Source organism: Nocardia sp. NPDC059236, from assembly GCF_042754085.1.
In the GTDB taxonomy this organism is placed as follows: domain Bacteria; phylum Actinomycetota; class Actinomycetes; order Mycobacteriales; family Mycobacteriaceae; genus Nocardia.
Genome location: NZ_JBHZAF010000033.1, coordinates 1 through 22,699, shown reverse-complemented (window position 1 = coordinate 22,699; position 22,699 = coordinate 1). Strand labels below are relative to the sequence as shown.

Below are 22,699 nucleotides of genomic sequence, written 5' to 3'. Positions count from 1 at the left end.
GATTCTCACGGTCTCCGCAGCCCTGGGCTCGCCGGTCGAGGCCCTGCGGTTCGGCACCGTCATCGCACTGGTTGCCGAACCGCGGGGCAAGGCTGGAGTCAGCCGACCGCGGTCGGTTGCTCCTCGGGTGTGAGCGGGGGTTGATGTTCGGACCGCGGTGTCAGCTGGGTGAGCTTGGCGCCCTCGACGTCGACATCCGGGAGGATGCGGTCGAGCCATTTCGGGAACCACCACGCGGCCCTGCCCATCAGGGCCAGTAGGGATGGGACGATGACCATCCGGACGATGAAGGCGTCGAAGAAGACACCGGCCGCGAGGGCGAAGCCCATGCATTTCGCGATGACGTTGTCGTTGAGCATGAAGGCACTGAATACCGAGATCAAGATGATCGCCGCCGAGGTGACCACGCGTGCACCGTGGTGGTAGCCGCTGATCATCGCTTCCTTCGGGGACTTGCCGTGGATGAACTCCTCGCGCATGCGGGTCACCAGGAACACCTGGTAATCCATGGCCAGACCGAATACCAAGCCGATCAAGATGATTGGCAGGAAACTGACCAGGGGATGCGGTTCGACGAGATCGAAGGTGCCCTTCTGGAAGATGAGCACGGTTGCGCCGAAGGTGGCCGCCATGGAAAGCAGGAAGCCCAGCGCGGCGGTCAGGGGCACAAGAATCGATCGGAACACCAACACGAGAAGGATGAAGGCCGCACCCGCCACGAGCGACATGTACGGCACGATCTTGCTCAGCAGAACGTCCGACACATCGATGTATACGGCTGTGGTGCCGGTGATTCCGTACTTCATGCCGTACTCGGCGTGGAGCTCCGATTCGGCGTCACGCGCGGAGTCGACCAGCTTTTTGGTGGCCTCGTCGTTGGGACCGGCCTTCGGCACACTGGTGAACAGCACCGCCTGTCCGTCGGCACTGGGGATCGACGGTGTGAGATAGTCCATCCCGGGACTGCTTGCCAGCCGGTTGCGGAGGTCGGCCACGGCTTGCTGCCGTTCTTCCAGCGGTACCTGGGTCAAGTCCACCGCTGCAACGAGGGTGCCGTTGGAGCCTTCGCCGAAGCCCTCGGTCTGCAGCTGGTACGCCTCTCGCAGCTGGCTGCCCTTCGGGAAGGACTCGCCGCCGGGCAAACCCAGTTGCAGATCGGCGGCCGGCGCGGCGAGCAGGCCCAACAGGGCGACGCCTGCTGCCAATGTCAACACGGGGGCCTTGGCGATGACCCGAGCGAACCGCATTCCCGCGGTAACGGCCGTATCGTCCTCGGGGTCGTGCTGGGCGACCAGCGACAGCTTGGGTTTGAACAGGTACTTGCCGAGCATGCCCAGGATCGCGGGGAGCAGAGTAACCGCGACCAGCACCGCGAAGGCCGCGGACACTGCTGCGAAAATGCCCATGTACGTGAGGAATTCGATCCGAACCACACTGAGCGCGGCCAGCGCGATTATGACAGTCAGTCCGGCGAAGATCACCGACGATCCGGCGGTTCCGATCGCGATGCCCGCCGCCTCTTCCGGTGAATCGGCGACGCCCAACTCGTGCTTGTAGCGGGACACGATGAACAACGCGTAGTCGATGGAGAGGGCCAGACCGATCATGGACGCGAGTATCGGGGTGAAAGTGGGCAACGTCAGCCAGGCGCTGCCAAAGTAGATCACGCCGATCGAACCCGCCAAACCGAGAACCGCGGTGACCACGGGTACGAAGGCGGCAACGACGGCGCCGAACGCGACAGCCATAACGACCAGCGCGACAGCGATACCGATCAGCTCGGAGCTTCCACCGCTTTCGGGCTCGGCGGCGATCACTCCGGTCAGGTAAACCTGCAGGCCTGCCGCGCGGGCGTCGTCGGCGACGTCGTTGGCCTTCTTACGGTCTTTCTTCGTGATGTCGGACAGCTTCTCGATGTTGTATTTGACCTTGATCGTCGCCACAGACTCCGGCGAGGTCCTGTTGAGCACGTTGAGCGGCGCGCTGCTGCAGACTGACGTGAATTGTGGGTTGCTCCGATTGCTTGCCAGGCAGTCGATCCCCGCAGGTTGCCCGATCATCCCGGTCGCGGTGATCGGATCGATGAGCGGTCGGCTGTGGTCGACGATATCCAGCTCGCCGAGCTTGGCCACGAACGCCCGCAAGGCGGTCTCGTTTTTCGGGTCGGTAAGTTTCTCGCCCTTCGGCGCGCCGATGACGTAGGTACCGGCGACGGCTGCTGGGTCGATCTCCTTGGACATGCCCGGGAAGTGTTCGTCGAGAATTTCGGTAGCCCGGTCGGAGGGTATGCCGGGTAGCGAGAACCGGTCCTGCAATGGCTTCGATATCGAGGCGCCTATGCCGACTGTCAGGGCCAGTAGAACCAACCAAACGAGGATAACGATCCACTTTCGGCGGAAAGCGAACTTGCCCCACCGATAGAGGTAGATGGACACGAGGAACTCCTGGCGATCGTGATGCTGTCGAATGACTCGAAACAGGCGCAGGCGGGTGCGATGCATTGTCTGCGTGGTGGAAAGCTTGCCTACCGTCCGGTAGGTAGATTACCTACGACAAGACGTAGTAGCAATGGATGGGGGAGTGGCGCTGGTCGCACTGATGTGGTCATTGAGCCGTCAAATGCCCACTGCTGCTGACTATTTCATCGCGTAGATGCAGCTTCGAGCATGTTTGTGGGGCATGCTTGGCACGCTGCGGTCGCCGGTTCGCGGCGGGGATCGTTCTGGATGTCCTGCAAAGCGAAACTCAGGTATCGCCGCCAGTGGTCGGGGTCGACGGTGCGGAACACCGTGGCAACCGGTCCGACTGCGGTGAGTACCGTGCGGAGGTCGAACAGCTCGGCATTCTCATTCACCTGGCCGGTTGCTTTCGCGCGAGCGAGCAGCCGCTCGAGTGGTGCTTCGACCCGATCCACACCGAATCTGTATTGCTCTGTGCCGATATGGATTTCATCGCCCATTCGACCGAATCCGACGCTGTTGGCGATCCGCTCACCGGCGTACTGCACGAAGTCGCAGAGTCCTTGCCAAGCGTCTGGGTGCTGCTCGGCCTTCTCGGCCTGAGCGGCCATCTCCTCGAGATATTGCTGAACTACCAGATAGGTCAGTTCTTGTTTGTTCGAGAAGCGGCGGTAGACGGTGCCGACGCCGACCCCGGCCGCTGCGGCGATCTCATCGAGGGTGGCGTTGAATCCTCGGGTGTCCAGCAGACGGTGCGCTGCGGCCATGATGCGCTCGAAATTCTGTGCGGCGTCGGCACGTTTGGGCCGCGCAACCAGCTTCGGCTCTGTGCGGTCGAACGGGGTTCGATCAGCCGTGGCTACTCGCCGGAGCATGTCCAAGAATTGCGGCTGCTCCTGTTCGGTCAGCGGGGAGAGGATCGCTCTGGTTTGGTGCGCAATCGGGTTGCTCATGTGCTGCAACAGCTTTCGCCCTGCCTCGGTTGCCAGAACGAGGTGTGACCAGGATTTGGTGGGATGCGGTCCGCGGCGGACGTACCCGGTTCGTTCGAGTTCGTCCACGACCACCGTGACCGAGCTGGCGTCGATGTCGAGCAGTGCGCCCAACTCCGATTGAGAGAGTCCGCCGTTCTCGTGCACGCCCATGAGTGCCGCGTAATGGCGGCTCCGCAGCTCGTAATTGCCCAGTACGCGGTTGAGTTTCCGGGTCGCCTGCCGACCTGCCTGGGCCAGCAGGAACCCCGGATTGCCTGCGAGCATGGCGGCATTCGAGATTCTCATTGCAGCTCACCCGCTTCCTCGGGTCAGCCCGACAAGGAAGATGTCCAGAAATCCATCGACGCTGCTTTGCGGTGCTGTCGCCGGATGGCGCGCGAGCACCTGGTACAGCATGGTGCCGATAAGAACGTCGGCGGCGGCTTCGAGGTCGGCGTCGGCGCGTAGTTGCCCGGCAGCCACGGCGGCCTCGAGCCGGTGTATCAGTTGTTGCCGGTTCGGACCGGAGAGCTGGTCGTAAAGCCGCCGCGTATCGGTGTCGCTGTCGGCGGCCGCCGCCGCCCAACCACGGAACAGCGCGGCGTCGGCCGGGTTGTCGAGCCGCTGCGTCAGCGCGGTTACCCATTGGCGCAGATCCGCTTCGAAGTCGCCGGTATCAGGCGGCGGAGCTGCACTGCCGGTGAGATATCCAGAGAGAGCAGCTTCGGCGACCACTGCCGCCTTCGACCGCCACCACCGATACACGGTCGGCTTGCCGACTCCGGCTTGCGCCGCGATCGCCTCGATGGACATCTGTTCGTACCCAACCGAGGCCAAGAGGTCGCGAGTGGCCTCCATGACCGCTTGATGCGCGCGAGCGCTGCGGGGCCGGCCGCGCTGCTTCTCGTCCATGAGCACGAGCCTACGAGCCGTTGTGGATTTACTTAACGGTTCGTAACGTAAGTCACGAACGCTGCTCTGGCCTGGGCATGCCGTTCAACGACACTTTCGAGGCTGGTGAGCGGATCGCGGTCGAGCTGATAGGTGTCGGTAGTGGCGATTTCCAGTCAGCCCCAGTTCCTGTCGTCGGAGGGTCTCGATAACCGACTCCGTCCTGCCAGAAGAACCCACCGCCGCTTGGAGTTTCGAGACCAAGCATGCCCAGTGCGGGCCAGAACGTGGATCAGTCGGTGGTGTCAGCGGTTTCGGCCACAGCGATGCGCGGTTCGAAGCGCCCTTCGACGTCGGCCAGCCGCCAGTAGCCGATCGCGATCGCCCAGATCGCTACGAAGAGAGCCACGATGGCGAATCCGACGTTATTGAGGTTCAGCTCGGAGATGGCGGTCGTGATCGGGTCGCCCAGTTCGAGGTCGTCGTGGAGGATGCCGACGAGCTCGATGGTGCCGATCAGCAGGGCCACAGCGACCGACAGACCGGTGATGGTCGCGTTGTAGAAGATCTTGCGTGCGGGATTGGCGAAGGCCCAGCGGTAGGCGACGGTCATGAAGGCGCCGTCGAGGGTGTCCAGCAGTGCCATGCCGGCCGCGAACAGCAGTGGAACGACGAGGATGGCGTACCAGGGTAGGCCGCTGGCGGCCCCGTTTCCGGCGAGCACGAGCAGTGCGACCTCGGTCGCTGTATCGAATCCGATGCCGAAAAGCAGTCCGACGGCAAACATCTGACCGGGTCGGCTGATCGAGCGGGTCAGCCCGCTCAGCAGTCGGTTGATGAAACCGCGACGGGCGAGGATGTTGTCCAGTTCGACCGCGTCGAACTGGCCTCGGCGCAGCTGACGCCAGGTTCTGGTGATGCCGGCGAGCGCAACGAGATTCAGGATTGCGATGACATACAGGAACACTCCGGCGAGCACGGTGCCGATGGTGCCCAAAGTCGCTCTGGTGGCGGAGTTGTCATCGAGCAGGGTGTTGGTCACGTGGACCCCGAGGCTGAGCAGCACCGCCAGGACCGCGACGACTGTCGAATGGCCCAGCGCGAACCAGAATCCAACGGACACAGGCCTTTTGCCATCGGTCATGAGCTTTCGGGTGGTGTTGTCGATCGCGGCGATGTGATCGGCGTCGAAAGCGTGCCGCAGTCCCAGCGTGTACGCCGTCACTCCCAGCCCGATGCCGAAAACCTGTGTGCCGACCAGATAGTGGTGTGGCAGCACGGCCACAGTCAGCAGGCCCCACGCCGCGAGGTGGAGGCTGCCCACGGCAGCGACCAAACCGGCCGCTTGCCTGCGGACACTCCAGCCCCTGCGAACGGTGCGACCTCCTCCGCTGACGATGCTCATGCAGGACTCCTTTCGGCAGCAGCCGCCCTGGTTGGCGGCTTACGGTAGAAGCGAATCCGGATCGAATCAATAAGTGTCGACTCATTGACATATAAGCTTCAGACGGGTGGTCTTCGCCCTCGGATTCGCTGAGTTGAGAGTGCCCGTCGGCGCGTCCGCGCTGGTTACGGACCTGTTTCGTATCAGTAAATAGGTCAGCACTTATTGACATGTCGTACCTGTGTCCCTACTTTGAGGTTGCCGGGATGGTGAGTCTCGAGCCTCGAACTCACCCGTTGGCACATTCACGAAGAGGCGAATCGCGGACGTTCCATCGCCGGTCGCCATGATCACCGGGAGTATCCCCATGAATGGAGTTTTCGACCTCGGCGGGACGGACGGGCTCGGGCCCGTCCTCGTCGAGGAGAAGGAGCCGATCTTCCGTGCGGAGTGGGAGAAAGTGGCTTTTGCCTTGTTCGCCAGCTGTTTTCGGGCGGGCATCTTCAACCTCGACGGATTCCGGCACGGGATCGAGAAGATGGACCCGGCCGAGTACCTGCTGTCCAACTACTACGAGCACTGGGTGCACACCGCGGAGTACCACGCCGAGCTGAAAGGCGTGTTCAGCGCTGCCGAACTGGAGGAACGAACCAAGTTCTACCTGGATAACCCCGATGCGCCGCTGCCCGAGCGCGACGACCCGGACCTGCTGGAGTTCGTCGACGCGGCCGTGAAGCATGGCGCCCACGCCGCCCGTGAGACCGACAAAGTCGCCCAGTTCAAGGTCGGCGATGTCGTCACCGTCACCGATGACAGCCCCACGGGCCACACCCGCCGAGCGCGTTACGTCCGTGGCCGGACCGGCGTGATCACCGACGTGCGCGGTAGCTACATCTACCCCGACAGCGCAGGTAATGGTGGCGGGGACGCGCCGGAACACGTCTACACCGTCAAATTCGCCGCGCAGGAACTCTGGGGCGACGAGGTCGGCGACCCGAAGGGCGTCGTCTACTACGACGTCTGGGAGCCGTACATCAACCACGCCGAGACCGAAAACTGAGGAGCGACAATGGCATCCACCGACACCGTCCTGCGTTCGCAGGAAGAGATCACCGCTCGGGTCAAAGCGCTGGAGGCGCTGCTGATCGAACGGGGTGTGCTGACCACCGCGGCCGTCGACCGGCTCGCGGAGGTCTACGAGAACGAAGTCGGCCCGCAACTCGGCGCCAAAGTGGTGGCGCGGGCGTGGACCGACCCGGATTTCAAGGCCCGCCTGCTCGACAACGCCACCACCGCGTGCGCCGAACTGGGTATCGGCGGGCTGCAGGGCGAAGACATGATCGTGGTCGAGAACACCGACAGCGTCCACAACGTGCTCGTGTGCACGCTGTGTTCCTGCTACCCCTGGCCGGTTCTCGGCCTGCCGCCGAACTGGTACAAGGCGCCGCCGTTCCGTTCGCGTATCGTGCGCGAGCCGCGCCAGATGCTCGCCGAGGACTTCGGGTTCCCGATCCCGGACTCGGTCGAAATCCGGGTCTGGGACTCCAGTTCCGAACTGCGGTACTGGGTGCTGCCGCAGCGGCCCGCCGGCAGCGAGGGGCTCAGCGTCGAAGAGTTGGAAGCGCTGGTCACCAGGGACTCGATGATCGGCGTCGGCCCCGCCGCCGCCCCGGCGTCATGAGCGCCGGGCCGCGGCCGGACGCTGCCGAACTCGGTGACACCCGTCGGCGAATCGAAGAACTGGTCTGCGGCATGCCCGGGACCGATGACCACCCGTTCGACCAGCCCTGGGAGCTGCGCGCCTTTGCCATGGCGGTGGCCGCGTACCACGGTGGGCACTATCAGTGGAGCGAGTTCCAGCTTTCGCTGATCGAATCGATTCAGCGGTGGGAGCGCGGCGAAGGCGACGATCCGTGGAGCTATTACGCGCATTGGCTCGACGCCTTGGAGACGGTACTCGCCAGCAAGGGAGTGCTGTCGGGCGAACTGCTCGACCAGCAGGCTCAGGCCGTGCTCGCAATCCCTCGCAATGCCAATCACCATGAGGCGCACCGGGATCCGGTGGCGATCTCGCCAGCACTGACTCGCTGACGGAGTCGTTCGGCGGTTCGGGTCCGGTCCGCGCCCCGAAATCCACAGGGGCGGACCGGACTTCATCAAATAAATATGTCGCTATGTCTGGACATATCGACTGAACAATCCACGATTGATGCAGGAATCCCGATTCCGAGAAGCGCGCGATCGACCCGACGCACCGGAATCGGCAGAACTTTAGGAGTTCGCAGTGTCCCTTCCTACTCCCGACCATGCGGCCTTGTCTGCCGTAGCAGCTGGCTACGGCTTCGGTATGTCAGCCGAGGAGATGGATGAATACACCCCGTTTGTGACGGGACTGCTCGCGTCTTGGCAAGACGTCGAGAAGGTCTACTCCGCCGAGAAACCGGTCCCGCCGCAACGGGATTGGTCGTTCCCCGCGGCCGGGAAGAATCCCCTCAACGCCTGGTACGTGCACACCGGGATCACCGAACAGGCCGATGGACCGCTGGCCGGGCGCACCGTGGCGATCAAGGACAACACGGCGGTGGCGGGCGTGCCGATGACCAACGGCTCGGCATTGCTCGAGGGCTACGTACCTGCGACCGACGCAACCGTGGTCCGCCGTCTGCTCGATGCCGGGGCCACCATCGCGGGCAAGGCGGTTTGCGAAGACCTGTGTTTCTCTGGCGCTTCCATCACTGCCTCGACGGGCCCGGTGGCCAACCCGTGGGATACGACCCGTAGTGCGGGCGGATCCTCCAGTGGCAGCGCCGCTCTCGTCGCATCCGGCGCCGTCGACCTGGCGCTCGGCGGCGACCAGGGCGGATCGATCCGTATCCCGTCGTCGAGCTGCGGCATCGTTGGCCACAAGCCGACCTGGGGCCTGGTGCCCTACACCGGAGGATTCCCGATCGAGGCGACGCTCGACCATCTCGGTCCGATGGGCCGCACCGTCACCGACGTCGCGCTCATGCTGCAGGCGATCGCTGGGCGAGACGGATTCGATCCCCGTCAGCCCAGCGACCTGGTGCCGGAGGACTATGTCGCGGCGCTGGACCTCGGTGCCGACGGTCTGCGCGTCGGTGTCCTCCTCGAGGGCTTCGGACGGCCGGAATCCGAGCAGATCGTCGACGACACAGTGCGTGCCGCGATCGGTCTGCTCGAGGGCGCGGGTCTGAAGGTCGGTGAGGTCTCGGTGCCGTGGCATCTCAACGGCATGCCGATGTGGAATGTTATCGCTGTCGAGGGCGCGACCTCGCAGATGATCGACACCTACGGGTACGGCTTCAACTGGAAGGGGCTCTACGACCCGGAGGTGATGGCCTACTACGGCGACGTGTGGCACGCAGACGGTTCGAAGTTCGCACCGACCGTGCGCAATGCGCTGCTGGCCGGGAAGTACGCACTGTCTACGACCCACGGGCGGTACTACGCGATGGCGCGCAACCTCGCGCCCAAACTTGCCGCCGCCTACGATTCGGCATTCGCCGAAGTCGACGTGCTCGTGATGCCGACCCTGGCGATGCGGCCGAAGCCGATCGCCGACTCGACTGCCAGCACGAGTTCGGTGCTGTCGGACGCACTGGAGATGCTGGGCAACACCGCGCCGTTCGATATCACTGGGCATCCGGCGTGCACCGTGCCGGCTGGGCTGGCCGAGGGCCTGCCCGTAGGCATGATGATCGTCGGCCGTCAGTTCGAGGACGCCACTGTACTTCGGGTGGCGCGGGCCTTCGAGCAGGCCGTGGGTGGGTTCCCGGTCCCACCGGCGGCGTAGGGTCCCAATCCGGGTCGCCGCGGCATACAACGGCGTATGCCGAGGTGACACCCCCGGAGCACACAGTGTGGCGAGGTATCCGTGGCTGACTCATCCACCGTTATTCCTGTCTCGAGCCGGTCAGCGTGGGCTATGGTGGAATATGTCAATCATGGCTGACTAATGGAGAGGGCGGATGGTGGGCGCGGAGTTGGCGTTCGACGCACTCGCCGACCCGGTGCGCCGTCAGATTCTCGGCATTCTCGCCGACCGGGACGAATGCAGTGTGGGGGAGTTGGTCGAGGGTGTCGGCACCATCGGCCGAACCGGGGTGTCCAGCCATTTGCGGGTACTGCGCGGGGCTGGGCTGGTCACCGAGCGAAAAGACGGCCGATTCCGTTACTATTCCGTGGATCCCACGGGTTCCGCGCGCGAGGTTCTCGAAGTACTACATTCCCTGTTCCAGGGCGCGCTCGCCGACGCCGGGCGTGCTGCGGAGTTGCAGACGCGCGATCGGAGCCCCACCTCCCACTCTGCATAATCCTGGATGGTCCGATGGTCGCAATCGCGCTGCACTCCGAGGAGCGCATGGCCGCGCCGCCGATGGTGGTCTTCAGCCTTTTCGGCGCGGGCGTCGGAGCAGGTTGGGTTTTCGACGCGACCTGTGACCATGTCTCGGTCGGGGCGGCAGTACGTTTGCAGGTGCCTTTCGCGGGTCCGGTGTCGGAAACGGTGGAAGTTATCGGCCGGATCGCCGCGGTGCGACCGCCCTCTCTCATCGAGATCGTGCATGAGCAGCCCTGGCGTGGGCGGATCCGGCTGCGATTCGAGCCCGATCAGGGCGGCACACGAGTTCGTCTTTTCGCCGAACTCGACGAGCCGGGACTGCACTGGCTGATGCGGCGGCGGGGCTATCCGGTCGGATCCCTGTCATCGCCGAATCCCCGCCTCGGGCTGCTCACGTCGAAGTCGGGTCCCGGTAGCTTGTTCGCTGCGGCCTCGGATCACCTGGCCGTTCTCGCCGTCGAAGAAATCAACGCCGAGGGCGGGCTACACGGTCGGCCAGTGGAATTGCTGATCGGCGACGATGCCACCAATACATCGGTCGGTGTGGCCGAGGCGTGGCGGTTGGTCCGGGCCGGTTGCAAGACCATTCTGGTAGCAACCACCTCGGCCACGTACGTTGCCGTATCGCAGGCACTCGCCGGATGCGATGTCCTGCTGGTGCAGACCTTGATGAACGAGGGCGGCGCGAAGGGGCGGCTCCGCCTACAGCTCGGTGAACGCAACGACGACCAATTATCCTCCGCCGCAAGGCCTTTGATGCAGTTGGCGGGCGGGCGCCGGTGGTTCCTGGCGGGCAACGACTATATCTGGCCCCGCAGCACTCACGTAGTGGCCAGGCAGGTCCTGCCGCAATTCGGTGCGGAAATCGTCGGTGAGCGGTACGCGACGCTGGGCACACGAGATTTCTCCCTGACGATCGAGGCGATCTTGGCCTCCGGCGCCGACGTCGTTCTATCGACGCACGTAGGAGCAGACGCCGCGGCCTTCGAACGTCAGTGCCACGCAATGGGAGTGCGAAACCACGCCCTCACCCTGGCTCCCGCGATGGACGAATCGACACTTCAACATGTCGGAAAGGCCGCGTCGTCTGGCCTGTACACGATCTCGGGCTATTTCGAACAGTTGCCCACCGATGGCAACACCACGTTGCTCAATCGCTATCGCTCCGCGTTCGGTCCATGGGCGCCGCCGCTGTCGACGTTGAGCGAGTCGGTGTTCGAAGCTGTCACGATCTGGTGGCAGGCGGTCCGTCGAGTCGGAGGAGACGATCCGAGATCGGTGGCCGATGAGATCCGCCGAGGCCGATTCGCCGGTCCGCGAGGCGAAGTGACGCTGGACGGTAGTGGCCGGGCTCAACAGACGCTCTATCTCACCGAGGCCACCGGGACCGCTCTGAAGCTGGCCGCACTCTGAGCTGGTTCCAGCGGTCACCTCATAGCCCGAAATCGATTTCTGTTCAAAGGATTCAGAGATGGGCTCCGTCGGGTAGGCAGTCGTTGTCACGAGCCGGGCTGGTTTGCTCAGCCTGCCGATTCTCGACCGGTGTCTTATCGCGGTCGCGCTGCCCGGCGGCTCTGGCCTGCATGATGCAGGCTGCCGCGCCCAGGGCCAATCCGCCGATCGACAGCGCTGACAGGTTTTCTCCGAGGACCGCCCATGCCATCAGGCTGGCGACGGCAGGAATTACGGCGAACAGGATCGATGCGGCGCGAGGGCCGGACCGCTTGATGCAGGCCGAATACAAAGTCGTCGCACCGATCGAACTGAAGGCCACCATGACGGCCAGCAGGGCAGCTGCTCGGGGCCAGTCGGCGCATTTCGCGGGTGTGAGGACAGCCAAGAGCGCGGCGAGGGGTGTGGAGGCTGTCAAACCAAGCGCCGTGACCAGCCACGGATCCAGGTTGCGGCAGTACCGCCCCTGATAGACGCCACCGATGGACAGACCGAGCATTGCGACGACAACGGTCACGATGCCCGGACCTATCCGATGATCGACGGCAATCTTCGGGGCACAAGCCAAGACCACTGCGCCGGTGGCGAGCGCGAGTGCGAACATTCCCTGCTTCGACTCTTTGTGGCCGAGTGCGAGGGCCATCAGCGTCGCGGTGACCACCGGATTCAACGCGATCACCAGGGAGGCGATTCCGGAAGGCACGCCGTGCGCCAAACCCCAATACAGGGCGAGAAATTGCACCCCCTGGGTCAGCAGTCCAGCTGCCATCGCGTGTCCGGCCAACCGCCAGCCGGGACGCGACGTGCGTCGTGCGGCAACGATCAGCCACAGCAGCAGAGCCGAGGACGCGAATCGCAGAAGGATCACCAGGAACGGTGACATCACTGCCACCGTCATCGCGCCGATCGGATAGCCGGCGGCGTACAGCACGACGGTCGGGATAGCCAATCTCGGTGAGAGAGCTCGATCTGTCATACCCAGACGGTCACTCCCAGGTCCTCCTCGTACCAAGACCGTTCACGAATCGTGAACAATCTTGAGGCAGACTGGCATTGTGACCACACTCGACATCGCGCCATTACGTAGTTTCACCGCGGTCGTCGCCTTTTCTGGCGTGCGACGTGCGGCTGAGGCGTTGCACCTGTCCCAGTCCGCGGTCAGTGGTCATATTCGTAAGCTCGAGAAGGAACTCGGCTGCCGGTTGGTAACCGCCCAGGGGCGCGGGATCGGCCTGACCAGTGACGGTGAGGAACTCGCTGCGCGGGCGCCGGCGATCCTTCAGTTCCACGATGAAGCCGTGCGTGCCCTGGCCCCGCCCGAAGACGACGAACTTCTGGTCGCTGCCACCGAACACGCCGCTGAATTCGTTGTTCCGACAATCATTTCGACGCTCACGACACTGTTGCCGGACCGCCGGATCCGGCTCCGGCTGACGCGCAGTGCACGGGTCCGCGACCTCGTTCACGATGAGCGTGCCGACATCGCTCTCATGCTCACCAGCCCCGCGCGTGGCAGCACGCGGTTGGGAACGTTGCCGGTGCGATGGTTCGGCACCGACGGTGCCCCGCAAGACCGCTTGGTGCTCTTCAACCCTCCCTGCGCGGTGCGCCATCAAGCCCTGGCCGCGCTCGGCAGGCGAGACCACCAGATCGTGAAGGAGTGCTCGGATCTCACCACCGTGCTCACCGCTGTTCGTAACGGGCTTGGCATAACCCCGCTTCCGATCTTCGGATCCTCACCCGACGGCCTCAAAATTTTTGGCGATCTACCGATGATTCCGACAGCGACCCTGCATGCGGCCATCAGTGGCCGCATCGACTCCGCAACGAAGTCGGCGGTGCTAGCGGCCATTCGTGGGCGTCTGTTCCATGGCTGACTCCGAACCGCGCGAATCTCTTGTTCCTCATCGGTTTCCAGAGTTCATCCTCGGCGCACAGCCGATGCCCCTTTGCGCTAGTTGCCGGAGGTATGCCGAGTCTTCGCAGACCGATTGGTTCAGCGTTATGATTTCTGCGCGACAGAAGTTTAAGCGGAGCCCGAGGGACATCGCTCGGATGTCCGCTTCGTGCGGTCGACCCTGCCGATGAGGGGTGAGCAGGGTGCATGGTCGCTTGTGCAACGCAGCACGGCGGGAGTCTCGGATGTCCGAATGTAGTTGTGCGGCAGATGCGTTCCAGTCGTGCGAGTGCCAATCAATCGAGCTTGACCGTTCGACCTGGAGCTACGGTGAGGCGAGCGTCGAAAGGTGTGCGGAGTGCGGCACTATGTGGCTTACCTACTGCGTCGGGTACGACGCCGATGCCGGGCCGGGCCAGTGGTACCGCGAGAAGGTTCCATCGAGGGTGGCCGCGTTGTTGCCGCCGGAACCGCTTCTCGAGGTGCTCGCCGACGCCTTTCACGGAGGTCACCACTTCCGTATACGTGATCTCTACGCCCGATTGGTGATCCAGGCGTAGATGGGCCTTTCGAAGGCCAAGCAACTGGCGTTCAGATGCCGACGGTGGATTCGAAGGTGTCGCGTACTTGGGTGAGCTGGTACCAGCGGTCGGCCAAGGCGTCCGGGTCTCCCTCGCCCGAGCCTGGGACGATCGGCAGGCCGATGCACAGGTGGCCGACATAGACACCCTCATCGGCGAGGTCGGAGTGCAGGCCGCGGGCCCACGAGCGCAGCCCGGACAGAGCGATCCCGGAGTTGCTCATGCCCGGAATCGAGACGAGAGCGCTTGTGCCGGTGGTGAATAGAAGGGCGCCGTCGCGGGCTTCGCGCATACCCGGCAGAACCGCGGCAGCTGCGGTCAATGCGCCTCCAACGAGCATGTCGAACATCGGGCGTACGGATTCCGCAGTGGTCTCTGCCGCGGTGGTGAACCCCAATGCCTTCAGGTCGGGGACCTGTCCGGCCGTCTTCGGGAAGGTTGGCGCGGGGCTGTAAGAGAGCACGCCAATTCGTCCGAGTTCTTCGGCAGCGGTGGTCAGCGCACTGGTCAGGCCCTTCTCATCGGTGACGTCCGCGGGGTAAGCACGGGCTGTGACGCCCGTGGCTGTCAAGGAATCGACGATGCCCTGCAGCTTCTTTCCGTCGCGGGAGATCAGAGCGACAGGATGCCCTGCGGTGCCGAAGCGGCGGGCGATAGCGCGGCCGAGGCCCGGGCCGGCACCGACGACTGCGATGGTGGAAGACATATGGCTACCTCGAATAGTTACGAATAGTGCGTTGCCACACGGTAGAGAACTATTTAGGGCCTTACAAAAGGCACAACTTTGTTCGTTGAACACATCGCTGTCCGCAATGACGGTGCCTGCCGGAGCGGATCTGCACGATGGGAGAGCGAGATCACACCTCCCAGCAGGAGAGATCCCTCCGATTCTGCTTGCGCTTCTAACCGGAGTGATCGCTCCGATTACACTCATGGGGAGGAGCTTTACCCATGGCGCGCGCTAATTCTCGCCCGCATCACAACGTGATATTCGCGGTGCTACTGCTCGGGATCACTGCATGCGATTCTGGGGCCCTGGTTCGACTACTTCTGGCCGAGGCCAAGGCGGCACAACGAGTGCGCGAGGATCTCGCTCTCACAGACGTTTTCGTCTGCATATTGTCGATTCGAAGCTTGATGGATGACACCGCTGCTCGGGCTCCCGATGCCTGGCGCCGCCACCTGTCGCTGCTGCTGGCTGGGTTTCGCCCCAGCGAGCAGCACTGGAGTATCCGCCTGCGGTCGACGACTCATTGGTCGAGTCCGGCGTCTCGCGTTCGTCAGTCACGGCCCGGCCAGCGGACTGAATAGGTTGGCGCTCATGGCTCCCCAGTGGGAGAGACTCATGGGGACTCGAATCGTGGCAGATATGGCCGGCCGTATCTGCCACCCGATTTTTGTCGAGTCGGCTGTGTCGAGCACTGAGACCCCGCTGCCCTGGGATGATGCGAAAGCCCGGGTTTCCCCACGGATGCCTTGACCACTGCGGGGTCGCCTGCGCGAGAAGTGTTGGCATCATAGAAGATTCGCGTGATCGGCGAGTTCCGCCGGGTCAGGCCGGGTTGGTGGCGTCGAAGCGGATCTGGTTGTCTCTGATCTCTTCGTGGTGGGATCCTGCCCAGTCGATGAGGGCGAGCATGGTGTCGAGCAGGCTGGTCCCGAGGCTGGTGAGGGTGTATTCGACCCGCGGCGGTACCTCGGCGTAGGCGGTGCGGGTGACCAGTCCGTCACGGAGGAGCTGCCGCAAGGTCAGGGTGAGCATGCGCTGGGAGATGCCCGGAACGGCGCGCTGTAGATCTGTGTAGCGTGACGGGCCGTCCTGCAGGGATGCAACGACCAAGATGGTCCATTTGTCGCCGGCTCGCTCCAGGATCTGCCGGATGATCGCGACGCTGTCGGCCGGCCAGCGTGCGCAGATTCCGGGGGGCGAGACGCCGGGCGGTGCGGGTATCGGGGTGTTCCTCACGCACATCTCCTTTCGGTACGCACATCAATGTGCCTTTTGTATCGCTCCCAATTCTGACGCATCATGGGGCTACATACAAACCGTAAGAAATGACCTGAGCATTTCTTTTAGCTCACTGGAGGCTCGTATGGCCACCCTGCTACACATCGACTCGTCGGTCCTGCCGACTTCGGACTCGGCTTCGCGCGCCGTGGCTGAGACCTTCCGCAAGGCATGGCTCGAGCAGCACTCCGAAGGGGCGATCATCTATCGCGACCTCGCCGCGCACCCCGTCTCCCACATCTCCGCCGCCGCGCAGCACGCCGGCTACATCGATCCCGCGGACCACAGCGTCGAGCAGACTGCCGCGTTCGCCGAGCGCAAGGAGCTGATCGAGGAACTCGAGGCCGCCGACGCCGTCTTGATCGGGGCTCCGATGTACAACCTGTCGGTGCCTTCCACCCTGAAAGCGTGGATCGACAATGTCGTACTGATCGGGCGGACCGCCATGGGCGCGGCCACCGTCGCGGGCAAGCCGGTGACGATCATCGCCAGCCGCGGCGGCGCCTACGGCCCCGGTACTCCGCGGGAAGGCTACGACTACGTACAGAACTACCTCCGAGGCGTCTTCGAGATGATGCTGGCCATGCAGGTCGAGTTCATCGTGTCGGAGCTGACCGGCGCCGCGATCGACCCGGCGATGGCCGAACTGCTCCCTCTCTATGAGGCATCCCGTACCCGCGCCCACGACGAGGCCACCGCCCGAGCCAAGGCGCTGGCCGCCAATCTCGCTGACGCGGTATAGGACTCGATCAAATCCCTCGAGCTAGGAGGAGTCCCATGGCAGAACCCGAAGCACGCATCACAGAAACCACCGAGGACGAGCAGACACCCGCTCTCGTCCTGATCGAAGCCGAGGACGGCGACGTGTGCGCCGTTGACGGCACCGGCTGCTGAAACGACACAAGGAGACAATCATGAAGATCGAAGTCTGGTCCGATCTCGTCTGCCCCTGGTGCTTCATCGGCAAGCGGCGCATGGAGAAGGCGCTGGCCCAGTACGAGCACGCCGACAATGTCCAGGTGATCTGGCGCAGCTACCAGCTTGACCCAAACCAGTTACGCGGCGAGAACATCCCCACCTCCGAGATGCTCTCCCACAAGCATGGCGTCACCCCTGGGCAGGCGAAGACAATGAACGACCGCGTCAGTGCCCTGGCAGCCGAGGAAGGGCTCGCGTATCAACTGGACAAGGCCGTCACCGCAAACACCTTCGACGCCCTGCGCCTCACTCACCTCGCCGGCGCCCACAACCTGACCGACGCGATGTACGAACGGCTTCTTCGCGCGGCCTTGATGGAAGGCGAGGCCATCGACGACACCGACACGCTGGTCCGGCTCGCCACCGAGGCCGGACTTCCCGCCGAGGTCGCCCGCAAGGCGCTCGACGACGGTGCTTTCGCCGATGAGGTCGACGACGACATTCGTCAGGCTCGTGACCTCGGCGTGGGGGGTGTCCCCTTCTATGTTATCGACCGCACCTACGGCATCTCCGGCGCACAGTCCGTCGAAACGATTCTTGCTGCCCTGCGCAAGGCGGCTACCCCGCTTTAGACGGACCGCTCAGTGGAACTGGGCGGCGATCAGGCGCGTGTAGGTGCCGTCGGGTGTGGCGAGGAGTTCCTCGTGGGTGCCGATCTGGGCTACGGTGCCGCCATCCAGGACGGCGATGGTGTCGGCGCTTCGGATGGTCGAAAGCCGTTGTGCGACAACGAGCGGCTTGTTCACGGGCACTGAGACGGATCGACTGTCGCTTGTAGCCAAGGCGAAGCGGGCCGGACATCGGTTGCCGCGCACTCCAGATCGCTGGTCGTATTATTCGATGCCCTAGTCGAGCAGGCGAGCGATTGGACGCCCAGCGCCGGTGCGCAGCTGGAAGGACGACCTGATGCGCGACCGCTGTGAGAGGTCAGAAGACCGCGAGTACGCAGGCGCCGATGAATACGACCTGTACCAGGGTGCGTACCGGCAACGGCATGGTGTGGATGCCCTCGCCGGTATGTGCGGCACGGACATTGGCAGGGAACATCACGACCAGGAGCACCGCCAGGGAGATCGCGGCCGCCGGTGCGAAAAGCGGAATCAAAAGTCCGGTGGCGCCTGCGATTTCGAGTACGCCGGTCAGTGAAACCATCGCGGCCGCATTGCGGAGCAGCGGGGGGACCATAGCGATCAGAGCGTCGCGACGCGGCTGCAAGAAGTGGGCGCTGGCGCTGAGGAGGAACATCGCGGCCAGGCCGATTCGGGCAGCGTGCGGCCACGAGTCGAGCCAGCCGGCTAAGCCCAGCCAGCCCGCAAAACGAGTCACGGACGTGACGATGAGGAATGCAATGATCGGCGCCATGAGGGGGCTCCTGAAGCGATGGCCGAGAGTAACTTGACAGTGGCTAGATTAGGTAGGGTCGCATAACTTGTCAACGACAAGATCGTCGGTGATCATCGAGGCATGCCCAAGAGCACGTACCACCATGGCGATCTCAAGACCACGCTGCTCGAGGCCGCCGCCGACCAGGTAGCGACCGAAGGGATCGACTCGATCTCCCTGCGGGCCCTGGCTCAGCGCGCGGGCGTTTCGCACGCCGCTCCGGCTCACCATTTCGGCAACCGTCAGGGCTTGTTCACCGAACTGGCCATCGAGGGCTACGGCTTGCTCGAGCAGGAGTTGCACTCCGCCGCAGGCGATTTCCGGGAGATGGCCGTCGCCTACATCCGCTTCGCCCGCCGCTACCCCGGTCATTTCGATATCATGTTCCGTCGCGACCTGCTCGATACGGACGACGAGCGTCTGATCGCAGCCAATGAGGGATCGGGTCGCGAATTGCGTACCGGCGTCGACGAATTGGACGGCCCGGTGGCCGATCAGAAGGCGGCGCAGCTCGCCGCGTGGTCCCTGGTTCACGGCTTGGCCGCCCTATGGCGCGCAGGCACGCTCGTCGACTCGGAACTCGGCGGCGAGGATCCCGAGGAACTGGCCCGCCGCATGGTCGCCGCCGTCGAACTCAAGTAGAGCCAGGCACCTCTGAACTCCCTGTCGCGGCTGAACTGGCAGTGGCAGGTTTCGGCGACGCATAGCAGTTCGGTCGCAGCTGGTTCGGCGCCGTGCACCGCTGCTCCGAGTAGGCCCTACAGCCTCAAGTTGCGCTCAAGGTCGTCACCAGCACGCCGTCCGGGCTCGCCGGCGCCTCGGCCACATACGCACGCAATCACGCAGCTCGTCGGCAACCCCGCGGGACCGGTTGAGGAAATGCTGCAACCCGCCCGGCTTCACCACCCCGGCCGCCTCCGCCAGTTGCCAGGAATTCTTCCGCTCCACCGGCGCCAGCAAACCGGTTCGCCGGGATCGGCGACTCGACGAGCTGCCGATCGACCACCAGGTGTCCGCGGTCACGGAGATCCACGCTCATCTGGACGTGTTGACCATGCTGGGTTGGGTGAGCTGCACCTACCACGCCGATGTACGCAACTACGCACTCAGCGCGCAATCCGCCGTATGCAACGGGATTTTCTCGGCAAGGTCGAATCTCACCGGAGCCGTGTACACGTTCGACGATGAGATTCGCGTGCCGATTGGGCGAATTCGTGGCAATAGTCGCGTGAGTCCCCAACGGATCAGCGGCATCTGGCCACGCGCAAATGGGAACCTTGTGCTGCGTCTCCGGTTGCTGGACTGCTGAGAAGGGCACCGAGAAGATCTCCGCAGGAGACTAGTCTCTGCACGGGATGTGCCAAAACCGTCCTCCCCGCAGGCCGAGTGCCCTTGCGAGCAGCATTTCAGGAGCCTTTCGGGCTTCGTTTCACGGTGACGAAAGTATGACAAGATCTGCGGTGGTGGCAATTTGGACCGAGTCGCCGACGCCCAGGGCCTAGGGTTGCTGCCATGGCGAACGCTTCCGCGACAAGGGTCGCGCGCGCTGTCTCGATTCGGATGGACGGTTACTGCGCCCTGGCTGCCTTCCTACTTGTAGTCGCGGCCTTCCTGATGCCGCGAATCAAGGGCAAACCATGGTTGGACAGGCTGTACGCGGGCGCTGCCCCCATTTTCGGAAACTGGTTGCCGCACATCGGCTGGGGCACCGTCCCGGCGGTCGCTATCGCGGCCGGGGTGGTGCGCTTCGGGCCTGACGTGGCCCGCCGCCTGACGTGGCGTCCGTTGCTGTGGTCCACCTGGGCGACCGCTGCGGCCTGGGCTTTCGCACTGGCCATGATCGACGGTTGGCAACGCGGTTTCGCCGGTCGGCTCACCACTCGAGACGAGTACCTGTACGAGGTGCCTGGCGTCCACGACATCGGGGCCATGCTGCGCGAATTCTCCGGCCGCATTCTGGACTTCCAGCCCGACTCCTGGACTACTCACGTCTCCGGTCACCCGCCTGGCGCACTGCTGACGTTTGTGCTGCTGGACCGGATCGGCCTAGGTGGCGGCGCCTGGGCCGGGCTGCTGTGCACACTCGCTGGAACCAGCGCGGCGGCCGCCGTCGCGGTCACGGTGCGCGCCCTGGGCTCGGAGCATCGCGCCAGGGCCGCAACGCCGTTCCTGGCGCTGATGCCTGCTGTCATCTGGATCGCGGTCTCTGCCGATGGGTTGTTTGCAGGCGTAAGTGCCTGGGGCATAGCACTTCTGGCGATAGCAACCCGCTTGGGCCGCGCGTGGATCGCCAGCGCGCTCGCCTCGGGCCTGCTCCTCGGCTTCACCCTGTTCCTGAGTTACGGTCTTGTGCTGATAGCGATTCCGGCCGTTGCAGTCTTGGTCTCACGCTCCTTCCGCCCCGGTCTCCCGGCCCTCGTGGGCGTTATCTCTGTAGTCGCAGTGTTCGCCGCTGCCGGATTTTGGTGGCCCACCGGCTACCACTTGGTGGTCCAGCGCTATTACCAGGGCATAGCCACCGAACGCCCCGACTCCTACTGGATTTGGGGCAATATCGCCGCCACGGTCTGCGCAGTCGGCCTCGCCACCGCTGCGGCTACCTGCCGAGTCCTAGTAGAATTCGAGATTTTGCCCTTGGCTCCCCTCCGAATTTGGTTTCCCCGCTGGCGTTCCATGGTCGACCCCGCCGCCCTCATGGCCGCGGCCAGCATCATCGCCCTCCTCGCCGCCGACCTCAGTGGTCTCAGCAAGGCGGAAACCGAACGCATCTGGCTCCCGTTCGATGTCTGGGTCCTGGCCGCCACCGCGCTCCTCCCGCGCCGTAGCGTCCGCTTCTGGCTCACCATCCAAGCCGCCGGCGCGCTACTACTCGTCCACGTGATCCTCACGAACTGGTAGTACCGGCAGTTCGTCCTTTCGCGCCGTTTTAGATGATCCCCGGCCACCACCTACACGACGCCGGGCGGCCGCTGGTCCGTTCCGGCGGTCGAGGTCGCGTTTGGGTTGGGTGTGCTGGTTGCGCCAGCGTAGGTAGTCGCCGATCGGACGGTGCCGCCGGCGGCGAATGCTATCGACATCGAGGCGATGATTCTGCGCGTCATGGTCGCTCTCGTTTATGGGTGGGTCGGTGATGTCACCGGAGGCGGGCCTCGCAGTCCTCGAACTCCGCGCCGGTCGCCAGGCAGTCGGCGAGACCGCTCTGGATGTCTCCATTGGTGGGTGGCTCGCCGCACAGGAGCCCGCAGAGCAGGTAGTTCGGCACGTAGGTGCCATCGGGCCAGCGGCAGGCTTGAGCATCGCAGGTGTAGCGGCGCGAATTGGGGTCGTGGGGCATGGGATCGCGGGTGTAGGACCACACGAAGGCGTCGGTGGATTGGACTTGGGTGCAGTAGACGGTATGGCCGTCGGCGAGATGGCTGCTGGCTCCGTGGTCGGTGCAATAGTGGTTCAATTCCGTCGCGGGCGCCGCGGTTGCCGGCGCGCACGGCGTAGCCGCGGTGATCGCTGGAGCGAGTAGTGCGGAGGCGACGAGGGCCAGTAACCGGTAGACGAATGTTGTGCGGGTGGGCGTAGGCATGGATGGACCCCCTTGATTGATTTCGGCGACGCGGGTGATGAATCGAGATCGCTCTATGCGGGTCACCGAATCATCCTGCCTGGCAGAAGGGTTCGAGCTCCGAGTCTCCTGTGGTGCGTTCACACCGTACCTGCGGCTGCGAAAAGGGGTCCAGGCTATGCCGGTCAGCGGTTGTGACATTCTGTGCCATGACAGATTCGATGGGGGCTTGCATGGATAAGTGGCAGCTGTCACCTGATCGTGGAGCAGCAGTCCCTAACGCCAAAACGAAAACGCCTCAGCCGGTTGAGCTGAGGCGTTTTCGTCGTTTCTCCACGATCCCTATCCAAAGCTGCCAGTGGACGGGAGGCCGCTGGTCCCAGGCTTGTGGTAGTCGATGGCATAACTGTCACCCAAAGAGTGCAGTCGGCGATGTATCCCGCTTTGCGGTACGCCTTCACAGTGTCCTGGCACTTCGAGTAGCTGTAGATGGTGCGGGTGCGGTCCGCGCTCGCTGTCCCCTCCGCGGCGAGCAGTCCGACTGTAGCGAGGCCGACCAACAATCCAGCTTGCACAGTATGCGTCATTTCCAGTGACTTTCGTGTCGCGTGGTTTGTTGCGGTGCCTGTGCGGGATGGCGCTGCTAAACGGTTGCGGTTCAGCTCATCACCGCGTATTGCCCTCTTAGCCTTGATCCACAGATGAGGTTTCTGCGCTGTCCGGGCGCCTGCGGCGCGCGGACAGCGGGGTTTTGGGTGGCCGGTAGCTGCTGGTCT

At 64.0% G+C, this 22,699-nt stretch carries 21 protein-coding genes and 1 pseudogene; 11 read left to right on the top strand and 11 right to left on the bottom strand.

From position 1 onward, the window contains the following. Window positions 1-98: 98 nt before the first annotated feature. The 4 genes from ACFXIV_RS44540 to ACFXIV_RS44525 all read right to left on the bottom strand — a co-directional run bounded on the left by ACFXIV_RS44540 (window position 99) and on the right by ACFXIV_RS44525 (window position 5,729). Window positions 99-2,435 carry an MMPL family transporter gene (locus tag ACFXIV_RS44540; RefSeq protein WP_379403129.1) on the bottom strand — a complete coding sequence of 779 codons (2,337 nt, stop codon included), beginning with the start codon at window positions 2,433-2,435 and terminating at the stop codon, window positions 99-101. 206 nt (window positions 2,436-2,641) lie between these two features. Then, complete coding sequence (locus ACFXIV_RS44535) at window positions 2,642-3,718, bottom strand: TetR family transcriptional regulator (protein ID WP_379421460.1); 1,077 nt, start codon at window positions 3,716-3,718, stop codon at window positions 2,642-2,644. 27 nt (window positions 3,719-3,745) lie between these two features. Further along, entirely contained in the window at window positions 3,746-4,345 is a 600-nt protein-coding gene (locus ACFXIV_RS44530) for a TetR/AcrR family transcriptional regulator (protein ID WP_379403131.1), read from the bottom strand. A gap of 271 nt (window positions 4,346-4,616) precedes the next feature. Then, window positions 4,617-5,729, bottom strand: a complete 1,113-nt coding sequence (locus ACFXIV_RS44525; protein ID WP_379403132.1) for a HoxN/HupN/NixA family nickel/cobalt transporter — start codon at window positions 5,727-5,729, stop codon at window positions 4,617-4,619. A 346-nt stretch (window positions 5,730-6,075) separates the two neighbouring features. On the opposite strand from ACFXIV_RS44525, the gene nthB reads away from it, so the two are divergent. The 6 genes from nthB (at window position 6,076) to ACFXIV_RS44495 (ending at window position 11,481) form a co-directional block, all read left to right on the top strand. Beyond that, entirely contained in the window at window positions 6,076-6,768 is a 693-nt protein-coding gene (gene nthB / locus ACFXIV_RS44520) for a nitrile hydratase subunit beta (protein WP_379403133.1), read from the top strand. Between the two features lie 9 nt (window positions 6,769-6,777). Then, the gene (nthA, locus tag ACFXIV_RS44515) at window positions 6,778-7,389 is read left to right on the top strand and encodes a nitrile hydratase subunit alpha (protein ID WP_379403134.1); all 612 of its coding nucleotides are present in this window, start codon (window positions 6,778-6,780) and stop codon (window positions 7,387-7,389) included. Continuing rightward, window positions 7,386-7,799 (top strand): nitrile hydratase accessory protein, encoded by a 414-nt coding sequence (locus ACFXIV_RS44510; protein WP_379403135.1) that lies wholly within the window; start codon window positions 7,386-7,388, stop codon window positions 7,797-7,799. The genes nthA and ACFXIV_RS44510 overlap by 4 nt, the downstream gene beginning before the upstream one ends. Window positions 7,800-7,992: 193 nt before the next feature. Further along, on the top strand, window positions 7,993-9,522 hold the full coding sequence (locus ACFXIV_RS44505; RefSeq protein WP_379403136.1) for an amidase: 1,530 nt from the start codon (window positions 7,993-7,995) through the stop codon (window positions 9,520-9,522). A 175-nt stretch (window positions 9,523-9,697) separates the two neighbouring features. Continuing rightward, window positions 9,698-10,042 carry an ArsR/SmtB family transcription factor gene (locus tag ACFXIV_RS44500; protein ID WP_379403137.1) on the top strand — a complete coding sequence of 115 codons (345 nt, stop codon included), beginning with the start codon at window positions 9,698-9,700 and terminating at the stop codon, window positions 10,040-10,042. Window positions 10,043-10,056: 14 nt separating this feature from the next. Beyond that, window positions 10,057-11,481, top strand: a complete 1,425-nt coding sequence (locus ACFXIV_RS44495) for an ABC transporter substrate-binding protein (RefSeq protein ID WP_379421457.1) — start codon at window positions 10,057-10,059, stop codon at window positions 11,479-11,481. 52 nt (window positions 11,482-11,533) lie between these two features. On the opposite strand, the gene ACFXIV_RS44490 is transcribed toward ACFXIV_RS44495, so the two are convergent. Continuing rightward, the gene (locus ACFXIV_RS44490; RefSeq protein ID WP_379403139.1) at window positions 11,534-12,496 is read right to left on the bottom strand and encodes a DMT family transporter; all 963 of its coding nucleotides are present in this window, start codon (window positions 12,494-12,496) and stop codon (window positions 11,534-11,536) included. A gap of 79 nt (window positions 12,497-12,575) precedes the next feature. Between ACFXIV_RS44490 and ACFXIV_RS44485 the strand changes: the two genes are divergently transcribed. Further along, complete coding sequence (locus tag ACFXIV_RS44485; RefSeq protein WP_379403140.1) at window positions 12,576-13,397, top strand: LysR family transcriptional regulator; 822 nt, start codon at window positions 12,576-12,578, stop codon at window positions 13,395-13,397. Window positions 13,398-14,008: 611 nt separating this feature from the next. Here the strand turns inward: ACFXIV_RS44485 and ACFXIV_RS44480 are convergent. Both ACFXIV_RS44480 and ACFXIV_RS44475 read right to left on the bottom strand, forming a co-directional pair. Continuing rightward, window positions 14,009-14,704, bottom strand: coding sequence for an SDR family NAD(P)-dependent oxidoreductase (locus ACFXIV_RS44480; protein WP_379403141.1), 696 nt, complete (start codon window positions 14,702-14,704; stop codon window positions 14,009-14,011). 846 nt (window positions 14,705-15,550) lie between these two features. Further along, the gene (locus ACFXIV_RS44475; RefSeq protein WP_379403149.1) at window positions 15,551-15,916 is read right to left on the bottom strand and encodes a winged helix-turn-helix transcriptional regulator; all 366 of its coding nucleotides are present in this window, start codon (window positions 15,914-15,916) and stop codon (window positions 15,551-15,553) included. 175 nt (window positions 15,917-16,091) lie between these two features. Between ACFXIV_RS44475 and ACFXIV_RS44470 the strand changes: the two genes are divergently transcribed. Next, entirely contained in the window at window positions 16,092-16,748 is a 657-nt protein-coding gene (locus ACFXIV_RS44470; RefSeq protein ID WP_379403142.1) for an FMN-dependent NADH-azoreductase, read from the top strand. 172 nt (window positions 16,749-16,920) lie between these two features. Continuing rightward, the gene (locus tag ACFXIV_RS44465) at window positions 16,921-17,556 is read left to right on the top strand and encodes a DsbA family oxidoreductase (protein WP_379403143.1); all 636 of its coding nucleotides are present in this window, start codon (window positions 16,921-16,923) and stop codon (window positions 17,554-17,556) included. A gap of 9 nt (window positions 17,557-17,565) precedes the next feature. Here the strand turns inward: ACFXIV_RS44465 and ACFXIV_RS44460 are convergent, their stop codons facing one another. After that, window positions 17,566-17,730 (bottom strand): hypothetical protein, encoded by a 165-nt coding sequence (locus tag ACFXIV_RS44460; protein ID WP_379403144.1) that lies wholly within the window; start codon window positions 17,728-17,730, stop codon window positions 17,566-17,568. A 181-nt stretch (window positions 17,731-17,911) separates the two neighbouring features. After that, window positions 17,912-18,346 (bottom strand): DoxX family protein, encoded by a 435-nt coding sequence (locus ACFXIV_RS44455; RefSeq protein ID WP_379403145.1) that lies wholly within the window; start codon window positions 18,344-18,346, stop codon window positions 17,912-17,914. A 102-nt stretch (window positions 18,347-18,448) separates the two neighbouring features. Between ACFXIV_RS44455 and ACFXIV_RS44450 the strand changes: the two genes are divergently transcribed. After that, on the top strand, window positions 18,449-19,009 hold the full coding sequence (locus ACFXIV_RS44450) for a TetR/AcrR family transcriptional regulator (RefSeq protein ID WP_379403146.1): 561 nt from the start codon (window positions 18,449-18,451) through the stop codon (window positions 19,007-19,009). A 145-nt stretch (window positions 19,010-19,154) separates the two neighbouring features. Here ACFXIV_RS44450 and ACFXIV_RS44445 read toward each other — a convergent pair. Further along, window positions 19,155-19,330 (bottom strand): annotated as a pseudogene (locus ACFXIV_RS44445) (IS701 family transposase); the annotation flags it as partial. A gap of 597 nt (window positions 19,331-19,927) precedes the next feature. Here ACFXIV_RS44445 and ACFXIV_RS44440 point away from each other — a divergent pair. Then, a complete protein-coding gene (locus tag ACFXIV_RS44440; RefSeq protein WP_379403150.1) occupies window positions 19,928-21,265 on the top strand; it encodes a hypothetical protein in 1,338 nt (445 codons plus the stop codon). Window positions 21,266-21,500: 235 nt separating this feature from the next. On the opposite strand, the gene ACFXIV_RS44435 is transcribed toward ACFXIV_RS44440, so the two are convergent. Beyond that, window positions 21,501-21,944, bottom strand: coding sequence for a hypothetical protein (locus ACFXIV_RS44435; protein WP_379403147.1), 444 nt, complete (start codon window positions 21,942-21,944; stop codon window positions 21,501-21,503). Window positions 21,945-22,699 lie beyond the last annotated feature (755 nt).

Excerpts from the sequence above, each read along its gene's own strand:
- ACFXIV_RS44470 (WP_379403142.1), top strand. The coding sequence starts at position 16,092 with ATGGCCACCCTGCTACACATCGACTCGTCGGTCCTGCCGACTTCGGAC.
- ACFXIV_RS44535 (WP_379421460.1), bottom strand. The coding sequence starts at position 3,718 with ATGCTCGCAGGCAATCCGGGGTTCCTGCTGGCCCAGGCAGGTCGGCAG.
- ACFXIV_RS44500 (WP_379403137.1), top strand. The coding sequence starts at position 9,698 with ATGGTGGGCGCGGAGTTGGCGTTCGACGCACTCGCCGACCCGGTGCGC.
- nthA (WP_379403134.1), top strand. The coding sequence starts at position 6,778 with ATGGCATCCACCGACACCGTCCTGCGTTCGCAGGAAGAGATCACCGCT.
- ACFXIV_RS44490 (WP_379403139.1), bottom strand. The coding sequence starts at position 12,496 with ATGACAGATCGAGCTCTCTCACCGAGATTGGCTATCCCGACCGTCGTG.
- ACFXIV_RS44480 (WP_379403141.1), bottom strand. The coding sequence starts at position 14,704 with ATGTCTTCCACCATCGCAGTCGTCGGTGCCGGCCCGGGCCTCGGCCGC.
- ACFXIV_RS44465 (WP_379403143.1), top strand. The coding sequence starts at position 16,921 with ATGAAGATCGAAGTCTGGTCCGATCTCGTCTGCCCCTGGTGCTTCATC.
- ACFXIV_RS44455 (WP_379403145.1), bottom strand. The coding sequence starts at position 18,346 with ATGGCGCCGATCATTGCATTCCTCATCGTCACGTCCGTGACTCGTTTT.
- ACFXIV_RS44525 (WP_379403132.1), bottom strand. The coding sequence starts at position 5,729 with ATGAGCATCGTCAGCGGAGGAGGTCGCACCGTTCGCAGGGGCTGGAGT.
- ACFXIV_RS44440 (WP_379403150.1), top strand. The coding sequence starts at position 19,928 with ATGGACGGTTACTGCGCCCTGGCTGCCTTCCTACTTGTAGTCGCGGCC.
- ACFXIV_RS44495 (WP_379421457.1), top strand. The coding sequence starts at position 10,057 with ATGGTCGCAATCGCGCTGCACTCCGAGGAGCGCATGGCCGCGCCGCCG.
- nthB (WP_379403133.1), top strand. The coding sequence starts at position 6,076 with ATGAATGGAGTTTTCGACCTCGGCGGGACGGACGGGCTCGGGCCCGTC.
- ACFXIV_RS44510 (WP_379403135.1), top strand. The coding sequence starts at position 7,386 with ATGAGCGCCGGGCCGCGGCCGGACGCTGCCGAACTCGGTGACACCCGT.
- ACFXIV_RS44530 (WP_379403131.1), bottom strand. The coding sequence starts at position 4,345 with ATGGACGAGAAGCAGCGCGGCCGGCCCCGCAGCGCTCGCGCGCATCAA.
- ACFXIV_RS44435 (WP_379403147.1), bottom strand. The coding sequence starts at position 21,944 with ATGCCTACGCCCACCCGCACAACATTCGTCTACCGGTTACTGGCCCTC.
- ACFXIV_RS44450 (WP_379403146.1), top strand. The coding sequence starts at position 18,449 with ATGCCCAAGAGCACGTACCACCATGGCGATCTCAAGACCACGCTGCTC.